We start from the raw sequence: 18,403 nt of genomic DNA, 5'->3' as shown, positions 1-18,403 counted from the left end.
GTCAGTAAGAAATCAAATTTTCTCACTGTCTCGGTCATCTATATTAATAGGTTACTAAGTATGGTGCCATTTTGGTTGTGGTTCAATAGTGTAACCGTGAAATATCACCCTATTATAACGCTGCTAGGATGAGGACAATTTTTATGGAGTGGTCTCAAAAGCTAATGCTGCTTCTAAGGCGTTATCATCATAGGTTATTGCTTCACTTATTTGCTGACGGCTGATGACCTCAGTCGTTATTTGCGAGGTACTGTGTCCAAGCCAAGTAACATGACTGTCGGTTCTATTATCCTCAAACGACTCAGCTTGGCAGATCAATGCCCACAGTTGCCAAAGACGCTTATGAGTATCCGCATTAACAATAATACGTGATGGCAGTGACTGATCTTGCGCAGTAAGGTGTTGATTGTCTGTTTGCGTACTTTTTGATATAGAAGGTATTGCCTTTATCATTTGCGCGCTAGCAAGCGGTGAATTTAGGGGATCGGCTGCATTATACTGCCGTATATTAATAGGTAACTTGCTATCAATGACAAGCGTGCACTCCCACACACTGGCATCGTCTATCTCACTCCAGCCCGTGATAGCCTCTAATGATAAAGCGCCGTTGGCGAGCTGCCATGAGTCACCTTGCTCACAGCCTTTCGGGCTGATATACGTTTTGTTAGTGATCTGAGCTGAATCATCAGCTTGGCTTGCTTTTCTATAAAACTTCTCTCGATCGAACCATCGATTACTGCGCCCTGCCTGCCAATACTGGCTAATCGGTAGGCGTTGACTTATTTGAGCAACCGTCATCGGCAACAGCTCAGAGGCATTAGGTTTAAATGTATTGCTTGCCTCATGAGTCGTGAGCGTATCCGTCAGTCCTGTACTGGCTGTCTGCACTATGAGCCCTTCTAAACGTTTAATCGACAAGGTGCGCAACTGCTGTTCTAGTGTTGCGGACAGCTTCTCTGCCGTCAAATTACTTGGCATGGTACGCGTAGCATTAGGCCTATGGTCTGCCAAAAATAACCAACTCACGCTATCCTTTGCTGACTGCGCCTTATTATACTTGCCTCCAATGCCCCCAACCTCATTCATTATAGGATATTGCAGCACAGCAGCGCTTATATAGCGATCTCCAGTGGGCAAGACATATAAAGTTGGTGACGTAGATAATGACTGCTGGTTGGCATATACCGTCATCATTAATAGCGTTAAAGGCGGTAGTGCCAGCCAACGACTGATAAACCCACGCGGTAATAACCAAGGCAATATTGCCAGCAATACCATCAGTAATATCGCCATATTTACTGGCGTATACAACCACGCCTCTGACAGCGCTGGTAATGAAGTCAGCCACCTAATCAAATCATGTAAGCTAGCGACAATGGTACTGACCAGCGCCCAAATACTATCGGCAAGTGCAGGCCATAATAAATAACAAAGCCCTGCTAATAGATTGAGCGGTACGATAACCCAGCCAAATAAACCAATCGCAAATAAATTAATGACCAATCCCCATAGCGAGGCTTTGCCAAACAACAGCAAGGTAATGGGCAGCAGGGCGATAAATAGCCAGCATTGCAGTTTAAAGACACGCTTGCCTGTGAGCCATGCCTTTCTAAGTAAAATACGGCTATATTTACTATCACCATGAGAGAAAGGTATATCTGATTGCGATAATGCTGAGTTGTTTTGCGCCTGTGAGCCACTATCGTACTTTAGCAAGAGCGCCACAGCGATAAAAGACAGCCAATAACCAGCCTGCCACAGCACATAAGGATCAAGCCATGCCATCAAGACTGCTAGCGCTAACAATACTCGCATCGTACTAATCGGTAGTAAGGTTAATCGTACCAGACCTATCGCCAGTAACATCCATGCGGTTCGCGCTGCCGGCACATCAAAGCCAGTAAATAGCGCATAAATAAAAGCGGCACTGATCATCACCCACCAGCGCACTTGCCAGCGTGGTATGCGACGATATAGGGCTGGATACAGACGATTGAACGATAATACAACTGCTCCTGCCAGCATAATCGCTAAAAACAACACATGAGTGCCAGAGATAGCCAGCAAATGTGAAATACCAGCCAACTGATACAGATCCTTGGTATCACGATTGATCAAGCTGCGATCACCTGTGAGCAAACTTAAAGTGACCGCTTTTGCTTGCTGCGCAGCGGTAGTTTGTCCCACCCAATCTTGATAAAAATGCTGCCGCAATTGCCAACGCCCTTGGTCAATCCGAGTACGAAAACGCTTAAGATAGGAATGAGAATTAGCGTCCAGTGCAGACGACTCATCGAGCGCAAAAGGCAAGGTGCTAGTCGCCACTATATTGGCTACCCCATCGATATGACGACCTCGTAACCAGCGATAACTGTCAAAACCAGAAGGGTTATTAATCGCTTGCTCAGAGGTAGCAAGCGCTGCGAGTGTTAGCGTCATAAATAACTGATCACCCGGCTGCAGCTGGTTTACGTCAATCATCTGCGAGCTTTTAGAGCCGCTTTTTGGATAAGCATTGAGTAGCACGCGGTATTTGATGTCGTTAGCAATGTTTTCAGCTTTTTCGTTCAAATCAGCGCCAGCTAAACTATTATTGCTTAGGCTATTATCAATATTTGTAACATAATCGGCCGCAATGCTATCTAATTCCTGAGCCGTTAGCTCAGAGATCAATGGCGACATATGACTAATGGTAGCGATTTGTCGATAGCCGCTATTGGTGACGTCATCATAAACGCTATCGCTAATACCCTCGATAGTAACCAACGCTTGCACACGTATAGGCTCAATAATTTTTGTTGCTTCTGCCCGCTGGTAACCCATCAAAGCTTGTAATGCACTACCAATCACTAACCCTATTGCCAGTATCATTATCAGCGAATAATTGATCATTCGAATGGGGAGTTTAGAGGGAGAAGAACCGTATGGAGAGGTATTTTGAGGAACAGAAGGCTGAGAGAAGTCGCCTTGAGAAGAAAGCTTATGGACGTCCACTGAGCTTATAGACAGAGCTTGACGCTGGTTAATAGCTATCAAAATAATAGCGACGATGACTAATAGTAGCGGTAACAACGTAGTGGCGCCGCTCATAGCTATTAACGAGTTAAATGGTATCGCCATACTATCTGCGACTGCCAAAACCCCCATCATAGCGATAATCACTAAACTGCCAAGTAACCAGTACACCAGCGCTCCTTGCTTGATGAGCTGAACGTTTAAATACGACCAATTTTGCTTGAGTGTTGCCAGTCAAAAACGGGCGGGAATCTATAGCTTCACGCTAGCAATAAAGACTGTCGTTAGAGCGTGTACTCATGTTGGAAATAGTGATAAAAATGAGATAAATGGTAACAAAATAAGAAAAGTAGCGCGGATAATATCAGGATATTGTCCAGCTATTTAACGCCATTTGGCAAGATTTGGCCATTTTTTAACCCTTTAGTCGCTACCATTCAGATCGAGGCCACGCCCTCGTCCAGCAATAGCATTTATTTTTTTATTACCCTATACTCACGGGACATATTGCAATACTGATTATTCAATACCATTACTTTGTTTTTCTGATACTATTCCTACCCGTATTTTATTCCTAATATCTCTTTATATCAGCCCATCAATGTGATTGAACCAGCGGTTGATAACGATTAAAGGCGATGCTGTGTCCCAAAAACGTCTTAAAAACTTGCTGCCCACACCAGAGAAAATTCTAGAAAGCCGCATTTTAAAATTATTTGCACCGCATTTGGCTGATCCGCGCTTATGGCATTTTAACCGGCACAGCTTAAATAAAGCGGTCTATATCGGCGTGCTCAGTGCATTTTTTCCGCTACCCGGACAGATGTTATTAGCATTAATTGGCTCGCTAATTTTTCGTGCCAATGTCCCTATGGCGCTTGGTTTAACTTGGATTACCAACCCTGTCACTAGCCTACCTATCTTTTACGCTGGTTACTACATCGGTGCCAAAATTCTTGACGTGCCGATGATCAGTTTACGGCTTATTGGCAGAATGATTGCTGACTTTAGCTTATGGGCACTATCTGATGGTGCCAACCCCTTTATCACATATCAAGGCACTGTATCGTTAACCGCATTCTGTGTGGGTATCACTATCCTTGCCGTCATTACTAGCATCGTTTGTGGCTTGGCATTTAAGGCAATTTGGCGTTATAAAACCGTCACCAGCTGGCAAAAACGCCAACACAAACCTATCGACAAGACACCTAAACGCTGATGGATGCTTTCAATACAGCGCTTAGGCATTTTGATCAATCGTCTTCTTTCTCTTTCTCTATTGCCGCAATGACATTGTCTGTAAATCTGCTATCCATCTCAAATATATCGATCACTTGTTCATCTTTGAGCAGCGTATAGCGTTTGCCAGTGGCGCTGTCTTGTGCTTTTAGATCGTAATCAACGCCCGCAAGCGTAATAGCATCAAAAACTGGGGTAAGCAGTTCAATCTGCGCCTGCCTATCAATGGTGTCAAATAGGGTTGGATCCATATAGGGTTTTAATGGTTCATTGCCCTCTTCCGCACTGCCGAAAGCAGCGATTGGATCTTCATCTTCGTTCATTGTATTTATCCTTGTAACGTGAGACAGGACTACTGTCGTCAATGTTATATAAATCGACTACATTAGGGCGTGTCCTCATTTTAAAAATGGTCATGAAAATAAGATAAATTGCCGTCAAACGAGGAAAATAGCGCAAATAATATCGAGATATTAATCAGCTATTTGACAATATTTGGCAAAATTTAGCCATTTTTAGTCCATTTAGATACAAGCGTTTGAATTGAGGACACGCTCTAGGCAAATGGTACGGTTAAACAGTTTCGACGCATTAATACTGTTCCCAATGACCATTACGTAGCAACATTTGGCGATCTGCCAGCGCCGCCAAGTTACGGTCATGGGTCACCATCAATAGTGCTGTTTGCATGGTACTTTGCAGCTCTGATAACAAGCCAAAAACACTTTGTGCATTGTCATAATCCAAGTTGCCTGTTGGCTCATCTGCCAATATGAGCGAGGGTTTGGTGACGAGGGCACGGGCAATGGCCACGCGTTGACGCTCACCGCCTGACAGCTCGCCTGGCCTGTGCGCCAAACGATGCTCCAGACCAACGCTTTTTAGGATGGCAATCGCTTGGTCTCTTGCCTCAGTCGTCGATACTTTAGGGCGCAGCAGCAGTGGCATCGCGACGTTTTCAATCGCTGTAAACTCTGCTAACAGATGATGAAATTGATAAATAAACCCTAGGTGCTTGTTACGCATCGCCCCGCGTTCAGTCTCATTCATGCTGTTTAACAACTGACCATGCAGCCAGACTTCACCACTGGTTGGCGTATCCAATCCGCCCAGCAAGTGTAGCAAGGTGCTTTTTCCTGAGCCACTGGTGCCAACGATAGCGATGCGCTCGCCAGCATTGACGGTCAAATCCAAGCCTGTCAATACTTGGGTACTAACCGCGCCTTCATCATATATCTTATTGATATTGGTCGCCTTTAAAATGGCAGACATAGCACTTCCTTTATTTTATTGATACCGATATTCATGATTTTTTAATTTGGCTAACACTTATCACCTGCAGCATAGTTGCTTAAAACGAGGCTATTCTCACTTTAATGGCTTCTCATTTTAATGATAACTACGCCTCGCTTGAGTATCAATTACTCATAACGCAACGTTTGCGCAGGTTGAATTTTAGCCGCTCGGCGCGCTGGATAAATAGTGGCCAAAAAGCTCAATACAAATGACGCACCAGTGATCAATATCACATCCGTTAAGCGCAGCTGTGATGGTAGATAATTAACGAAGTAAGCATCGAAGAGATTGAGACCGAAGGCTTGATTAATGAAGCCTAAGATATCGCTCACTGTCAACGCAAATATCACACCCAAAATCGTACCTGCAATCGTACCAATAAAGCCGATGACCACGCCTTGTACCATAAAGACCTGTGTAATCAGACGAGGAGATGCCCCAAAAGTCTTTAGAATCGCAATATCAGCTTTTTTATCGGTGACCAGCATGACCAGACTTGAGACAATATTAAATGCTGCCACTAGGATGATTAAGAACAGTAGCAACCCGACCATGGCTTTTTCCATTTGGATCGCCCCAAATAGATTGCCGTGCGTTTGCGTCCAGTCATTCGGATAGAGGCGATCAGGAGCAATCGCAGCCGCTTTTTGGGCAGCAATGGGCGCGGTAAAGATATCGTTTAGCTTCATACGGATACCTTGAGCGCCATCGGGGAGGCGGAGCAACTTACCGGCATCACTCATCGGGATAAAGGCCATGAGGCTGTCCACTTCTGGGCTGATACTGAAAATACCCGTCAAGGTAAAACGCTTAAAGCGCGGTATCACACCAGCCGGTGATGGCGATGCTTCTGGCAACACCAAAGTCACCTTATCACCGATGCTCAAGCCCAACGATTGCACCATCTCTTCACCCAGCACAATACTGAAATCACCCGCTTGTAGAGTATCGATACTGCCTTCAGTCATGTGATCGTTAATGATCGAGACGTTTTTTTCGTACTGAGGATCGACACCAGTGACCATGATACCTGCCACTTGACCATTCGAGGTCAGCATGCCTTGCAGCTGAATAAAGGGCGCGACGGCAGCGACTTCTGGATCTTCTTTAATACGATCAGCCAATTGCTCCCAATCACCAATCACCTCGGTTGAGATAACGGTTGCTTGCGGCACCATGCCCAAAATACGGGTCTTTAACTCACGGTCAAAACCATTCATCACCGACAAAACCGTAATCAATACGGCAACCCCAAGGGTCAAACCTATCATCGAGATCAGCGATATAAAGGAGATAAAGCCATTACTACGCTCTGCTCGGGTGTATCGTAAGCCGATAAATAACGCTAAAGGACGAAACATATTCAAACTCTTTATCTTATCTACGTGCGACTTTTATATGCGCCAAAACGAGCAGCGACAAACGCCCTATAGAGTGCGCCTGCCATACCAACATATAAATTGAACACAAAAATAGGGTTTAAAACAGGCCAAATTTGGCCATCAAAAGGGAGCTAGTTTGACACAATTTGGCGGATATGTGCCAGTCATTAGCAAAAACTGCGCGTATTTTTTGCCAAAAAACCGGGTTTTGTTATTATTTTTTATGAGGGGCTTGCTATTACTTGCGTCTATACCTATATATTGTATGCTAAGGACAATTGTCAATAACCCCTCCTTGTTGTTTGCTGACCCTATACTGCCGACATTGCTAGCTATCTTAGACCAATGATTATAAATATTGGATGCTAGATGAGCAATGTCAGCGTTAGGTCCAAACCTCATCGCTGACTTAAGTTTGAGTATTTTCATGACCATTAATTATCAATATAAAAACATCCAATCTCCTACCAAAATCACCTTATCTGACGAGCAAGCTGCCGGTCATGCCGATCATTGGCGTATTTTAACCGATGATATGAGTCATGATGTGCCAGAGTGGCTGCAAAAGATGATCGAAAAGGCGGCCATGCCGAAAGGTCTCAACCCCAACGTCAGCGCCAAAGACAGTTGCTTGTTGCTATCTGAAGACCAACCTTGCCACATCAACCAAGTGCTGGCGATGAAAGACGGTAAGCCCGAATGCTTTATCAACGCCTATCCATGTGTCGACAGTCCTTATGGGCTACATTGCAAAATCGAGCGTATCATTGCCAACGACAACTCACACGACGCAGTACTGCGTTTGCGCACGGCTGACGGCAGTATTATTTATGCCTTTGACCAGCTTTATACCGCCAACCGTCATTTGTATCAACGCGATACGTCTTACTTCGTGAATTTTAGTGCTTGGGCACATGAAATCAAGCTAAGCGAGCAGCACGAAGTTATTATGGTAGAAGATCAAGAAGCCATTCGCTACCATCGTGCCTTTAACGATATCGTCGCCGCCAATGATGGTCAAATACCGGATGATCTACAAGAGCAAATCAAAGAGTGGAAGCCTGAGACCAAAGAACAAATGGCGCCAGTCGAGATTAACCTAGGTCATATGTGTGCTTATTTGTTCGGTGATACTCTGGGACAAGAAGACGAGGCATGGTGCCAAGGTCAAGTACTTGGCAAGCAAGAAACCCTCTTTAATGGCAAGCCCATTATCTTGTTTGATGTGGTAATACTACGTGAACAAGACGCCGATCCATTCGTGGTGCGTATTGGTGCGCTCAATACGACAGAGACTGCTTCTATTAACGTACATGACTATGTACAAGCGAATGTCTGGCTACAGGCAGCGATGTATAAAGAAAACCAAAAGTCACAAGATGCGACGGCGGCATCAAAAGCCAGCTAAACATTCAAGAAACTTAAGTCGTTTAATTAATTTAAATAGTCTAAGTAAGCAGCATCGCTAGGCATTCATTGCGACAATTACTTCTTCTTACTCATATTATCATTCGTAAAAAAGCTCCTAATATAAAATTAGGAGCTTTTTTGTGCTTTGCTTAGACAATATCGATAAAAAAAATCAATTGAAAAAGTGAAAGATATAGACTTAAGCCGTTAAGCCATCGTCGTCATAGATTTGACACGTTTGTACAATTCTTTTTGCTCAGCACTTGGACGTGCCGTTTGTACCGCCATCAATTGTGACATATCGCCTTCAACGCGAATTTTACCACTCATAAATGCGCCCATGATTTCGTTGGTATCAAAGTCGGTAATGATTGATTGCAAGATACTACGGTCAAGCAATAATGTGGTGGTCGCATTATCATTTAAGCCGCGATGCAATAGGCCATCAGCAAAGTTGGCTTCGATATCTCCATCGGTGTCAGACACTTTTAGGTTGATAACCATATTAGCCAGCGCGGGTGGCAAATTTAGCTCACCAGCTTCGCTACCTAACTTCTCAACGTCATCAAACCATGCATCTGTCAAAAAAACTGCCATATTATTGTCCTTAATGAATAGGGTGCTAGGCTAACCGTATCAATTACTGCTTACTGCCGCCCAATCGTATTCAAATGATTAAAATCGTTATTGTGTCATCGTTATTATAACAATGCGTAGGAAACTACTGTCGATACTTTTCAATCTCATTATAAGGGGCGATTTACCGATAAGTAAAACCTATTTATAACCCCACTCTCAACTTTAAAAGTGATTGAAAAAAGAAGAGCACCTCACTAATCTATTGTTTTCGACCAAGAATACAATGGAGTTGTGAGATGCCCATAGACGAATTTATCATCAATATCTATTTAATGGTAGAGCAATATTACAAAATAGTCGTCACCCAGCCCTTGCGAGGTGCAGGTTACGCACCAAAGTTGAGTGATCCTGAGATCATTTGCATGGAGATGGTCGGTGAATTTTTACACCTTGATCAAGACAAACAAATTTGGCAATACTTTACCCAGCATTGGCAAGACTGGTTTCCAGCCATCGGCTCATACCCTAACTTCGCAAAGCACTGCGCCAATCTGTGGCAAGTCAAACAGCAGATACAAGATAAAGTCAGTGAACTTGAGGGCCGTGACAACATCCATTTTATGGATGGCTTTCCGATACCCGTCTGTCATTATGGACGCGCTTATCGGCATAAAAACTATCAAGACTTAGCGGCTTTTAGCTACTGTGCGGCTAAGCAAGAGAGGTACTATGGCTTTGAAGGACATTTGCTTGTTAACTTATCGGGCATGATTAAAGGCTTTACCTTTGCTCCTGCCAATGTTGATGAAAGAGCGGTTGCCCCAGAAATCACCACTCATATTCATGGGCTACTTGGCGCTGATAAAGGGTATATCAGCCCTAGTCTGACATCGTACTACGACGCTCAAGGCGTGGATTTACAAACGCCACTCAGAGCTAACATGAAAGAGGATAGACCCAAACCTGTGGTAAGGCGGCTAATGAAAGCCCGCCGTATCGTTGAAACAGTCATTGGTCAGCTATCAGAACGATTTAATATACAAAGAGTGAGAGCAAGAGATTTATGGCATTTGTCTCATCGATTGATTCGTAAAATCCTGTCACACAATCTGTGCTTTGTACTCAACAAAAAACTTGGTAATCCGCCTCTTCAGTTTGAATTGCTTATTTCAAGTTGAGAGTGGGGTTATTTATAAGGCTAATGTTGCCATTGTTACAAAAACTTCTCTATATTTTGTACTTATACCCTATGATTCATAGGATTCTGCCCTCTAGAATAGTCTTAAAATTGGGTATAAAATAGGCTGATAGCGTAGCAATAATAAGTTGCCTACGCAGATTTTTACCAAAGAGTTTGTATTTTGCCGCATAGTTCTGATGATATTTAATTAGGATTGCGTTACAATACCCTTAAACAGAGTCGGGAGTTTTAACTAAACATTACGTTAACCTGTTTTTTTGTCAGCCACCGCTAGCATACATCAATGGTCCATGCTGTTTTACGACCAGATGGATATCAGTGTCTATCTTCGTTATTGCTGTTGTTTTCAGTAATAATTAAGATAAATCCTTAATATCACTAGATGTTTGATGCTTCTATACGGTGTCACTCCTTATTTACCTTAACGAGTTATTAACAATCCTACTATCAACTGGCTGTAAGCGCTGCATGTTCCTAGCGCTACCCTCTTCCTCTTTGCATCAACTGATACTGAGTGGAAGCTTAGCTTGATAGTTAATAACCTTAAGATAATAATTGAGTCAAGAGACAGCATGTACCGCGATGACTATCTGCCTGCACCAGTATGGTTGCTGCAGATAATGCGGAGAGTTAGTTAATTCTGTTGATAATTCGGGCTGTAAAGGAATCATCCAATGAGTTTACAAAACACAGCAGTCGCCCCAGTTGACCGTGAGTATGAAATTACCATCGTAAGATTTTTTACGATAATGGCCGTGGTATGGGGCATCGTCGGCATGAGCCTTGGCGTGTTCATTGCTTCACAGTTGGCATGGCCAGCGCTTAACTTTGACATCCCATGGCTGACATTTAGTCGTTTAAGACCGCTACATACCAATGCAGTGATTTTTGCTTTCGGTGGCTCTGCCCTGTTCGCAACGTCTTACTATATTGTTCAGCGCACCTGTAAGACAAGGCTATTTGCCCCTTATTTGGCTTGGTTTACCTTTTGGGGTTGGCAAGCGGTTATCGTCTCTGCCGTTATCACCCTTCCTCTAGGCTTGACCTCGACTAAGGAATACGCTGAGCTTGAGTGGCCAATCGATATTTTGATTGCTCTGGTATGGATATCTTATGCCATTGTTTTCTTCGGGACACTCATCAAACGCAAAACCTCACATATTTATGTGGCCAACTGGTTCTTTGCCGCTTTTATTATTACGATTGCATTACTACATATCGTAAACAGCATGGCGATTCCGGTTAGCGCGTTCAAATCTTATTCGCTATTTGGCGGTGCAACTGATGCGATGGTGCAATGGTGGTACGGACATAACGCGGTAGGTTTTTACTTGACGGCAGCCTTCCTTGGGATGATGTATTACTTCGTTCCAGTACAGATTGGTCGTCCTATTTATTCGTATCGTTTGTCTATCGTTCACTTTTGGGCATTGATTGCATCTTATATGTGGGCTGGTGGTCACCATTTGCATTATTCAGCGCTTCCTGATTGGACGCAGTCATTAGCAATGGTATTCTCAATCATCTTATTTGCACCCTCTTGGGGTGGTATGATTAACGGTGTATTGACGCTATCTGGTAGTTGGGATAAGTTACGTACCGATCCAATCATTCGCTTTATGATCGTAGCATTGTCATTCTACGCAATGTCGACGTTCGAAGGCCCAATGATGTCTATTAAAACCGTTAATGCGCTATCGCATAATACGGATTGGACAGTCGGTCACGTACACTCAGGCGCGCTTGGTTGGGTAGGTATGATTACCATTGGTTCGCTATATGTACTATTACCACGTATTTATAACAAACCAAAAATGTACTCTATCAGCTTAATCACCACCCATTTCTGGCTAGCGACTGCAGGTACTATCTTTTACATCGTATCAATGTGGATCTCAGGTATTGGTCAAGGCATGATGTGGTTGGCTACTAATCCAGATGGTACTTTGGTATACAGCTTCGTTGATACAGTTGAGTTCTCGCATTTCCCATATATCGGGCGTGCTTTTGGTGGATTCTTGTATGTGTCAGGTATGTTTGTGATGGCTTATAACTGCTATAAAACACTCAAGATGCCAGAAGGTAAGCCTGTAGATGTCGCTGATCCAACGGATCATGAACCTAGTGTCGATACCTCGACAGCTAACGTATAAGGAGCGATCATGGCTGGTACACCGCATGAAATTATTGAAAAAAATACAGGCCTGTTGGTCATCGGTATCGTTATTGCGATTAGTTTTGCAACACTCGTTGAAATCGTACCGCTGATTTATGATAACAAGGGTCCAGAAGACGGTGGTGTGAACGCGCCGCTACCTGCTATGGAGCCATGGACTGCGCTTGAATTCGAAGGTCGTGATATTTATATTCGTGAAGGTTGTCACGTTTGTCACACGCAGATGGTTCGCCCACTACGTGCTGAGGTTGAACGTTATGGACCTTATTCACGCGCTGCTGAATCTACGTGGGATCACCCATTCTTATGGGGCTCAAAACGTACTGGACCAGATCTAGCACGTGTTGGTGGACGCTATTCAGAAGACTGGCAAAAGCAGCATCTTATTGCGCCACGTTCATTAGTTCCTGAGTCTGTGATGCCTGGTTTCCCGTGGCTTGCGACCAATGAGGTGAATGGTACAAACGTTCAAACTAAGATGCGTCTATTCCGTGATCGCTTTGGTGTACCTTACACTGAAGAAGATATCGAAGGTGCTCCTGATGCGGTGCTTGGTGCCACTGAGCTTGATGCTTTGGTCGCCTATCTCCAACAGTTGGGTACTGCAATGGAAGGACAGCGCTAATGGGTATTGGTGAATTACAAACAATTGCGACCGTTTCTGCCTTTGTTGCCTTTGTAGGCGTTGCATGGTGGGCGTATTCGCCAAAAAACAAAAAACGCTTCGAAGAAGATGCACAACTTGCGCTTGATGACGAGGATATAAAGTCTCTGTCTGAAGAGCAGCGCAATAAGGATAAACGATGACATTTTTTTGGAGTTCTTGGATCACTGTATTTAGTTTTGCTTGTTGGCTATTTATTCTTGGCGTCCTTTTGATGGTTCTAAAGTACAAGCCAGAAGTAGAAGAAGACGGTACAACAGGCCATGAATACGATGGCATCCGAGAATACGACAAACCCCTGCCCAAGTGGTGGTTAGTGATATTTTTTGGCTCAATCGTCTGGGGCATCGCTTACTGGGTGTTTTTCCCAGCCATGTTCCCTAAGCATTGGGACGGTATTACCACAGTAGAAGTCGATGGCGAAACGGTACCTTGGACCTCGCACAATGAGCTAAACAGTGAACTTGAACAGAACAACAAAGTATTTACGGATAACTTTGAAAAAAGTATTTTGGTTAAAGCAAACGCTGCCGGAGCTGCTCAAACGCTAGGTACACTCAATGATTTGCAAGCAACAATGCGCCGTAGTGAAACACCACCTGCAGATTTGCAAACGCAGATCGATGGAAAAATTGCAGAGCTTGCGCCTTATGTTGAAAAGCTCTCTGAAAACCCAAATGCGTTGAAAGTTGGTAGCCGTTTGTTCTTACAGAACTGCTCGGTATGCCATGGTTCTAATGCGAAAGGTGCAACGGGTTATCCGAACTTGACTGATAACGACTGGCTGTACGGTGGTGAAGCACAAAACATCTTGACGACGCTACACAATGGCCGCGTTGGTGGTATGCCAGCATGGCGCGATCAGATCGGTGAAGATGGCGTGCGTGCAGCGTCAGAGTATGTACTATCACTATCTGCTAACAACGGTAGCAAAGATAACGGCAAGCTCGATCAAACTTTGGTCGCTCAAGGCAGTGCAATCTTTCAGCAAAATTGTGCCTTGTGCCATGATAAAGATGGTAAAGGAATGATCTCAGCAGGTGCACCTAACTTGACTGATAATATCTGGCTGTATGGCGGCGATCGCGAAACGGTACGAAATACACTACGTTATGGTCGTGCTGGTGTTATGCCGCAGTGGGAAACCAAGCTAGGTAATGAGCGTATCATGCTACTTGCTGCTTATATTTACTCTTTATCAGACAAGCCCGCTAAAGCCGCTCAAGCGCTACCAGTTACTGCTACTGCGCCGAACGAAGCAGCAGCTACTGTTAACTAAGATTGATTTAGTCATTCTTGATACGATAAATGGATAAGATAGAAAAAAGGGAGGACTGTTATTGCAGTTCTCCCTTTTGTTTGGCTGTTGTGCTAAAGGTGTTGAGTTAATGACCTCATTATCCTTGTCATGATATTCGCTTTATTTGGCCAATGACTTGCACTTGCACCTCTATGCCGACCAGTTTATTTTATATCACTACATGACATTTATTATTCTTATATAATGATTGTGTTTTAACATTATCACCCCATTTATAGTAGGGAGAATGTTAAAATAGCAAAACTTAAACACCACTTATCTGTCGCTATTTTTAGTATGAGTGGTTCAATCGTAATTGGCTATTTACAATCGCTCATTTGGTAGCAGGGTTCGCTGTTTTTTACAGTGATTATCCTACTCAGCTACTTACTGACATTGATAACATCGCACATTCCAACATCTTTTTATTATAGGTGTTTGTTCATCATGCCAGCAGACTGATTCTTTTTTTAAAGAGGCACGTTTATGTCAGCACAACAATCTAATAAAATCCCCGTACAGCAGGTCGATCTTGATGCGACCAAGCAACGCGTGCACCCGAGGTTTGTCACAGGTTTTTATCAAAATATCCGCGTCGTTAGTATGTATGCCTTTTTGGCGCTGTTTTTGTTACTGCCGTGGCTGCGCTATAATGATAGACAAGCAATATGGTTTGATGTGCCCTCGCAGCATTACTATATTTTTGGCATGACGTTTTTGACGCAAGATTTCTATTTTATTGCTGCATTTGCCATTATTGCCGCGTTTACGCTGTTTATGGTGACGGTATATGCAGGACGCGTTTGGTGTGGTTATGCTTGTCCTCAAACGATATGGACGCATCTATACCAGTATGTTGAAAAATGGGTGATTGGTGATCGTAATAAGCGTATCAAGTTTGATAAAGCACCGTTAAGTGCGAGCAAAGTGTTCAAGCGCACAGTGGTATATTCAATTTGGTTTTTGCTTTCTGTGATTACAGCAGCGACCTTTGTTAGTTATGTGGCGGGAACAGACTCTCTATATCATAGCTGGCAGTCAATAGGAGTAATTCCATTCCCTGACTGGCCAACGTGGGTATGGGTTTCAATGTTTATCTTCACCTTCGCTACTTATGCCAATGCAGGCTACATGCGTGAGCAGATGTGTGTACAGATTTGTCCTTATGGCCGCTTTCAGAGTGTGATGTTTGATAAAGACACATTGATCGTATCTTATGATTATGAACGCGGTGAGCCACGCGGTGCCCGTAAAAAAGGCACAAATCCAGAGCACTTAGGCGATTGCATTGAATGTACCATGTGTGTGCAGGTCTGCCCTACTGGTATCGATATTCGTGATGGTTTGCAAGTTGGCTGTATCCAGTGTGCAGCTTGTATTGATGCCTGTAACGAAGTGATGGACAAGGTCGGCTATCCGCGTGGACTGATTCGTTATACGACCGAACGTCAGTTAGCAGAAAAAGAGCCAAGCCGCGTACTACGCCCACGATTATTTGCTTATTTGACGTTATTAGCTGTGCTATGTGGCGGTGTTATATATGCGCTGACCGATCGCGTGCCCTTAGAGATTGATATCCGCCGTGACCGTAATCAGTTGTCGTCTATCAATAATCAAGGCATGATCGAAAACAGCTATATCGTCAAGCTAACCAATAAGACGCAGGATGCTCATACCTACACGATAACACTAGCACCGCAAAAAGGGTTGAGTTTAGAGCTGCGCTTTAATGATGTACCATTAGAAGCAGGCGAAAGCTTCGATATGCCTGTCAGTATTTATGGTGATCCTGATGTGATTGAATTTGGTCAAACGCCAGTGACGTTAAATGTGACCAGTGAAGACGGTAAGTACAATGTCAGTAAGCAAAACGTCTTTACGACTCAAGGTCAGTAATTCATCACTGAACTGATTATTTAGTTTCCTTTATGTCATTCGGTAGTCAGCGACTTTGAGAGTCAAAGACTATCGAATAAATGTTTTACCATTAAACTGGTAGCGCTTAGCCGCCAAATTATCCGTTGATACCATTTGTAGATGTCTAATGAACAGCTATCTATTGATTGCGTATCTGATGCATAGGTATTTTATGTCTACTCCAGCACCGAACTTTAAACATCAAGATACTCAGCCATGGTACAAGAATTACATGGTCGTTATCTTTGTGATTGGCATGCCTGCTGCGGTCGTGATCGCTTGTATTTGGTTTGTTTATTACTCTTACCAGATCCGTGATAGCGTGGTACGTGACGACTGGTATATGGATGGCAAAACGCTCTATCATGATGTCTCTCGTGACAAGCTCACGTATGATTTAGACTTGCATGGACAAATGCAGTTTGCAGAAAATGGCGATATTGTGTTTTATCTTAACTACCCTGAACAAAGCGTCCAGTCAGGCAAGCTGTTAAATGGTACGCCACTTACCTATCCTGATACGTTAGAGCTTTCTATTTCTCATGCAACGGATATCAAAAAAGACCGCGACGTTGTCCTTAAGCATGTTGAGGGCAATAAATACAGCGCACAAGTCGATATTGATTCGGTAAAAGCCAAGTATTACCTACAGGTTAGCAACGACGGTAAAGATGATTGGCGTATGCAAGATGTCGCAAAACTGCCTCGTTCAAAGGTCAGCTTTGACCCACTACCAGTTTTTGCTAAAAGTTAATGCTGTTAATAGCATCCAGACATAAAAAAACCAGCCACTCGTCAGAGATCGGCTGGTTTTTTTGAGCTATTTAGTATTCTACTAATTAATAGGTACTATTTAATCTCGTACTAACTTATAAACTACTAAATCACTGGGTTAATCGTTGGAATTTTCTGCGCTTTGCGCTCGTTTTGCGCGGCTTTATCCGTCTCTGTAGAATAAGGCTTGTCACTAGCGAACTTAGGATTGAACGTTTGCGTCCTTGGCGATACAGGTAAACCAATCTCAGCCAAACTATCTGTCTGCCCGGCTTGAATATTGTCGCCTTCAAATAAACGCTCATCGTTATCACGGTCGAGACTTAAGTGTTCAAAATCGAATAACTCACGGTCTGCTAATTGTGAAGGAGCAACGTTTTGCATGGCCTTAAAGATAGAGGCCAAACGCTGCGGATGAGCATTATCCCATTCGCGTAGCATGTCATTAATAATAGCGCGCTGTAGATTGGTCTGGCTACCACATAAGTTGCACGGGATAATCGGAAACGCTTTGAGGCGTGCGTATTCAATGATGTCTTTTTCTTCAACGTATGCCAAAGGGCGAATGAGCATGTTTTGCTTGTCGTCGCTGAGCAATTTTGGCGGCATCGATTTTAGCGCGCCGCCATGAAATAAGTTCAAAAAGAAAGTCGTGAGCATGTCGTCACGGTGATGACCAAGGGCAATTTTGGTCGCGCCAATCTGCTTGGCAAAACCGTATAACGAGCCACGACGCAAACGCGAACATGCTGAGCAATAAGTCTTGCCTTCTGGCACCACGCTTTTGACGATACTATAAGTATCTTTTTCTAAAATATAATGAGCAATGCCCTGCTCGTTCAGATACGCTGGCAAAATATCCTCAGGATAACCGGGCTGCTTTTGATCAAGGTTGACCGCGACGATATCAAAGTTGATCGGCGCAATACGTTTTAGCAGCAATAAAATATCAAGCAATGTATAACTGTCCTTACCACCTGACACGCAAACCATCACCACATCGCCATCTTCAATCATATTGAAGTCACGAATCGCCCAAGATACTTGGCGGCGCAGCTTTTTTTGTAGTTTGCGAAATATCGCTGTTTCTGTCAGTGCTTGTTCGTCAGCCAATTGCTCAGCACTGCCATAGTCAACACCAGCATGCTCACTATCAGCTGCCACGTCCATAGCATCATTGAGCTCGTCGTTCACCTCATCGTATTCCATACTATGTCTATCAGTCTCTAAAGAATGATTATCGAAGTCAGCATTGGTAGACAACTCGTTAAATTGAGGAGGGAATGTTGGTGTAAACAAGGTCGCTGCGGTCATAAATTACTCAATATCTTTGCAAGGATGATGTGACTATAATGATGTGACTATAAAGCAAGCTATAAAACAGAAGGCGTCTCAATATTAATAGTGACACACGAGTGAGACGCTAAAAGCCGCAGCGATTATAACAAAA

The 18,403-nt window shown here is 43.6% G+C and carries 15 protein-coding genes; 9 read left to right on the top strand and 6 right to left on the bottom strand.

Going from position 1 to position 18,403, the window contains the following annotated elements; translation table 11 throughout:
• Window positions 1-141: 141 nt before the first annotated feature.
• Window positions 142-3,186, bottom strand: coding sequence for a ComEC/Rec2 family competence protein (locus ACSUPM_RS05210; protein ID WP_350588099.1), 3,045 nt, complete (start codon window positions 3,184-3,186; stop codon window positions 142-144).
• Between the two features lie 472 nt (window positions 3,187-3,658).
• On the opposite strand from ACSUPM_RS05210, the gene ACSUPM_RS05205 reads away from it, so the two are divergent.
• Window positions 3,659-4,234 (top strand): DUF2062 domain-containing protein, encoded by a 576-nt coding sequence (locus ACSUPM_RS05205; protein ID WP_025651287.1) that lies wholly within the window; start codon window positions 3,659-3,661, stop codon window positions 4,232-4,234.
• A 34-nt stretch (window positions 4,235-4,268) separates the two neighbouring features.
• On the opposite strand, the gene ACSUPM_RS05200 is transcribed toward ACSUPM_RS05205, so the two are convergent.
• The 3 genes from ACSUPM_RS05200 to ACSUPM_RS05190 form a co-directional block, all read right to left on the bottom strand.
• On the bottom strand, window positions 4,269-4,577 hold the full coding sequence (locus tag ACSUPM_RS05200) for a hypothetical protein (protein ID WP_025651288.1): 309 nt from the start codon (window positions 4,575-4,577) through the stop codon (window positions 4,269-4,271).
• A 268-nt stretch (window positions 4,578-4,845) separates the two neighbouring features.
• Window positions 4,846-5,526, bottom strand: coding sequence for a lipoprotein-releasing ABC transporter ATP-binding protein LolD (gene lolD / locus ACSUPM_RS05195; protein WP_025651289.1), 681 nt, complete (start codon window positions 5,524-5,526; stop codon window positions 4,846-4,848).
• 149 nt (window positions 5,527-5,675) lie between these two features.
• The gene (locus ACSUPM_RS05190; RefSeq protein WP_025651290.1) at window positions 5,676-6,911 is read right to left on the bottom strand and encodes a lipoprotein-releasing ABC transporter permease subunit; all 1,236 of its coding nucleotides are present in this window, start codon (window positions 6,909-6,911) and stop codon (window positions 5,676-5,678) included.
• Window positions 6,912-7,359: 448 nt separating this feature from the next.
• On the opposite strand from ACSUPM_RS05190, the gene ACSUPM_RS05185 reads away from it, so the two are divergent.
• The gene (locus ACSUPM_RS05185) at window positions 7,360-8,340 is read left to right on the top strand and encodes a hypothetical protein (protein WP_025651292.1); all 981 of its coding nucleotides are present in this window, start codon (window positions 7,360-7,362) and stop codon (window positions 8,338-8,340) included.
• A gap of 209 nt (window positions 8,341-8,549) precedes the next feature.
• On the opposite strand, the gene ACSUPM_RS05180 is transcribed toward ACSUPM_RS05185, so the two are convergent.
• Window positions 8,550-8,939: an SCP2 sterol-binding domain-containing protein gene (locus ACSUPM_RS05180; protein ID WP_025651293.1), complete on the bottom strand. Its 390-nt coding sequence runs from the start codon at window positions 8,937-8,939 to the stop codon at window positions 8,550-8,552.
• A 278-nt stretch (window positions 8,940-9,217) separates the two neighbouring features.
• Between ACSUPM_RS05180 and ACSUPM_RS05175 the strand changes: the two genes are divergently transcribed.
• The 7 genes from ACSUPM_RS05175 (at window position 9,218) to ACSUPM_RS05145 (ending at window position 16,933) form a co-directional block, all read left to right on the top strand.
• A complete protein-coding gene (locus ACSUPM_RS05175; protein WP_436880028.1) occupies window positions 9,218-10,099 on the top strand; it encodes an IS982 family transposase in 882 nt (293 codons plus the stop codon).
• 697 nt (window positions 10,100-10,796) lie between these two features.
• Complete coding sequence (ccoN, locus tag ACSUPM_RS05170) at window positions 10,797-12,275, top strand: cytochrome-c oxidase, cbb3-type subunit I (protein ID WP_025651294.1); 1,479 nt, start codon at window positions 10,797-10,799, stop codon at window positions 12,273-12,275.
• A gap of 9 nt (window positions 12,276-12,284) precedes the next feature.
• Window positions 12,285-12,923, top strand: coding sequence for a cytochrome-c oxidase, cbb3-type subunit II (gene ccoO / locus ACSUPM_RS05165; RefSeq protein WP_025651295.1), 639 nt, complete (start codon window positions 12,285-12,287; stop codon window positions 12,921-12,923).
• The gene (locus ACSUPM_RS05160; RefSeq protein ID WP_010199605.1) at window positions 12,923-13,105 is read left to right on the top strand and encodes a CcoQ/FixQ family Cbb3-type cytochrome c oxidase assembly chaperone; all 183 of its coding nucleotides are present in this window, start codon (window positions 12,923-12,925) and stop codon (window positions 13,103-13,105) included. Before ccoO ends, ACSUPM_RS05160 begins: the two co-directional genes overlap by 1 nt.
• The gene (gene ccoP / locus ACSUPM_RS05155) at window positions 13,102-14,241 is read left to right on the top strand and encodes a cytochrome-c oxidase, cbb3-type subunit III (RefSeq protein WP_025651296.1); all 1,140 of its coding nucleotides are present in this window, start codon (window positions 13,102-13,104) and stop codon (window positions 14,239-14,241) included. The genes ACSUPM_RS05160 and ccoP overlap by 4 nt, the downstream gene beginning before the upstream one ends.
• Window positions 14,242-14,748: 507 nt before the next feature.
• Complete coding sequence (gene ccoG, locus ACSUPM_RS05150) at window positions 14,749-16,158, top strand: cytochrome c oxidase accessory protein CcoG (RefSeq protein WP_436880256.1); 1,410 nt, start codon at window positions 14,749-14,751, stop codon at window positions 16,156-16,158.
• A 193-nt stretch (window positions 16,159-16,351) separates the two neighbouring features.
• Window positions 16,352-16,933, top strand: a complete 582-nt coding sequence (locus ACSUPM_RS05145; RefSeq protein WP_201583925.1) for a FixH family protein — start codon at window positions 16,352-16,354, stop codon at window positions 16,931-16,933.
• A 125-nt stretch (window positions 16,934-17,058) separates the two neighbouring features.
• On the opposite strand, the gene ttcA is transcribed toward ACSUPM_RS05145, so the two are convergent.
• Complete coding sequence (ttcA, locus tag ACSUPM_RS05140) at window positions 17,059-18,162, bottom strand: tRNA 2-thiocytidine(32) synthetase TtcA (protein WP_407074178.1); 1,104 nt, start codon at window positions 18,160-18,162, stop codon at window positions 17,059-17,061.
• Window positions 18,163-18,403 lie beyond the last annotated feature (241 nt).

Origin of the sequence: Psychrobacter okhotskensis (assembly GCF_965638355.1) — a bacterium.
Classification (GTDB): Bacteria; Pseudomonadota; Gammaproteobacteria; order Pseudomonadales; family Moraxellaceae; genus Psychrobacter; species Psychrobacter okhotskensis.
This window is presented reverse-complemented; position numbering and strand designations above follow the sequence as displayed.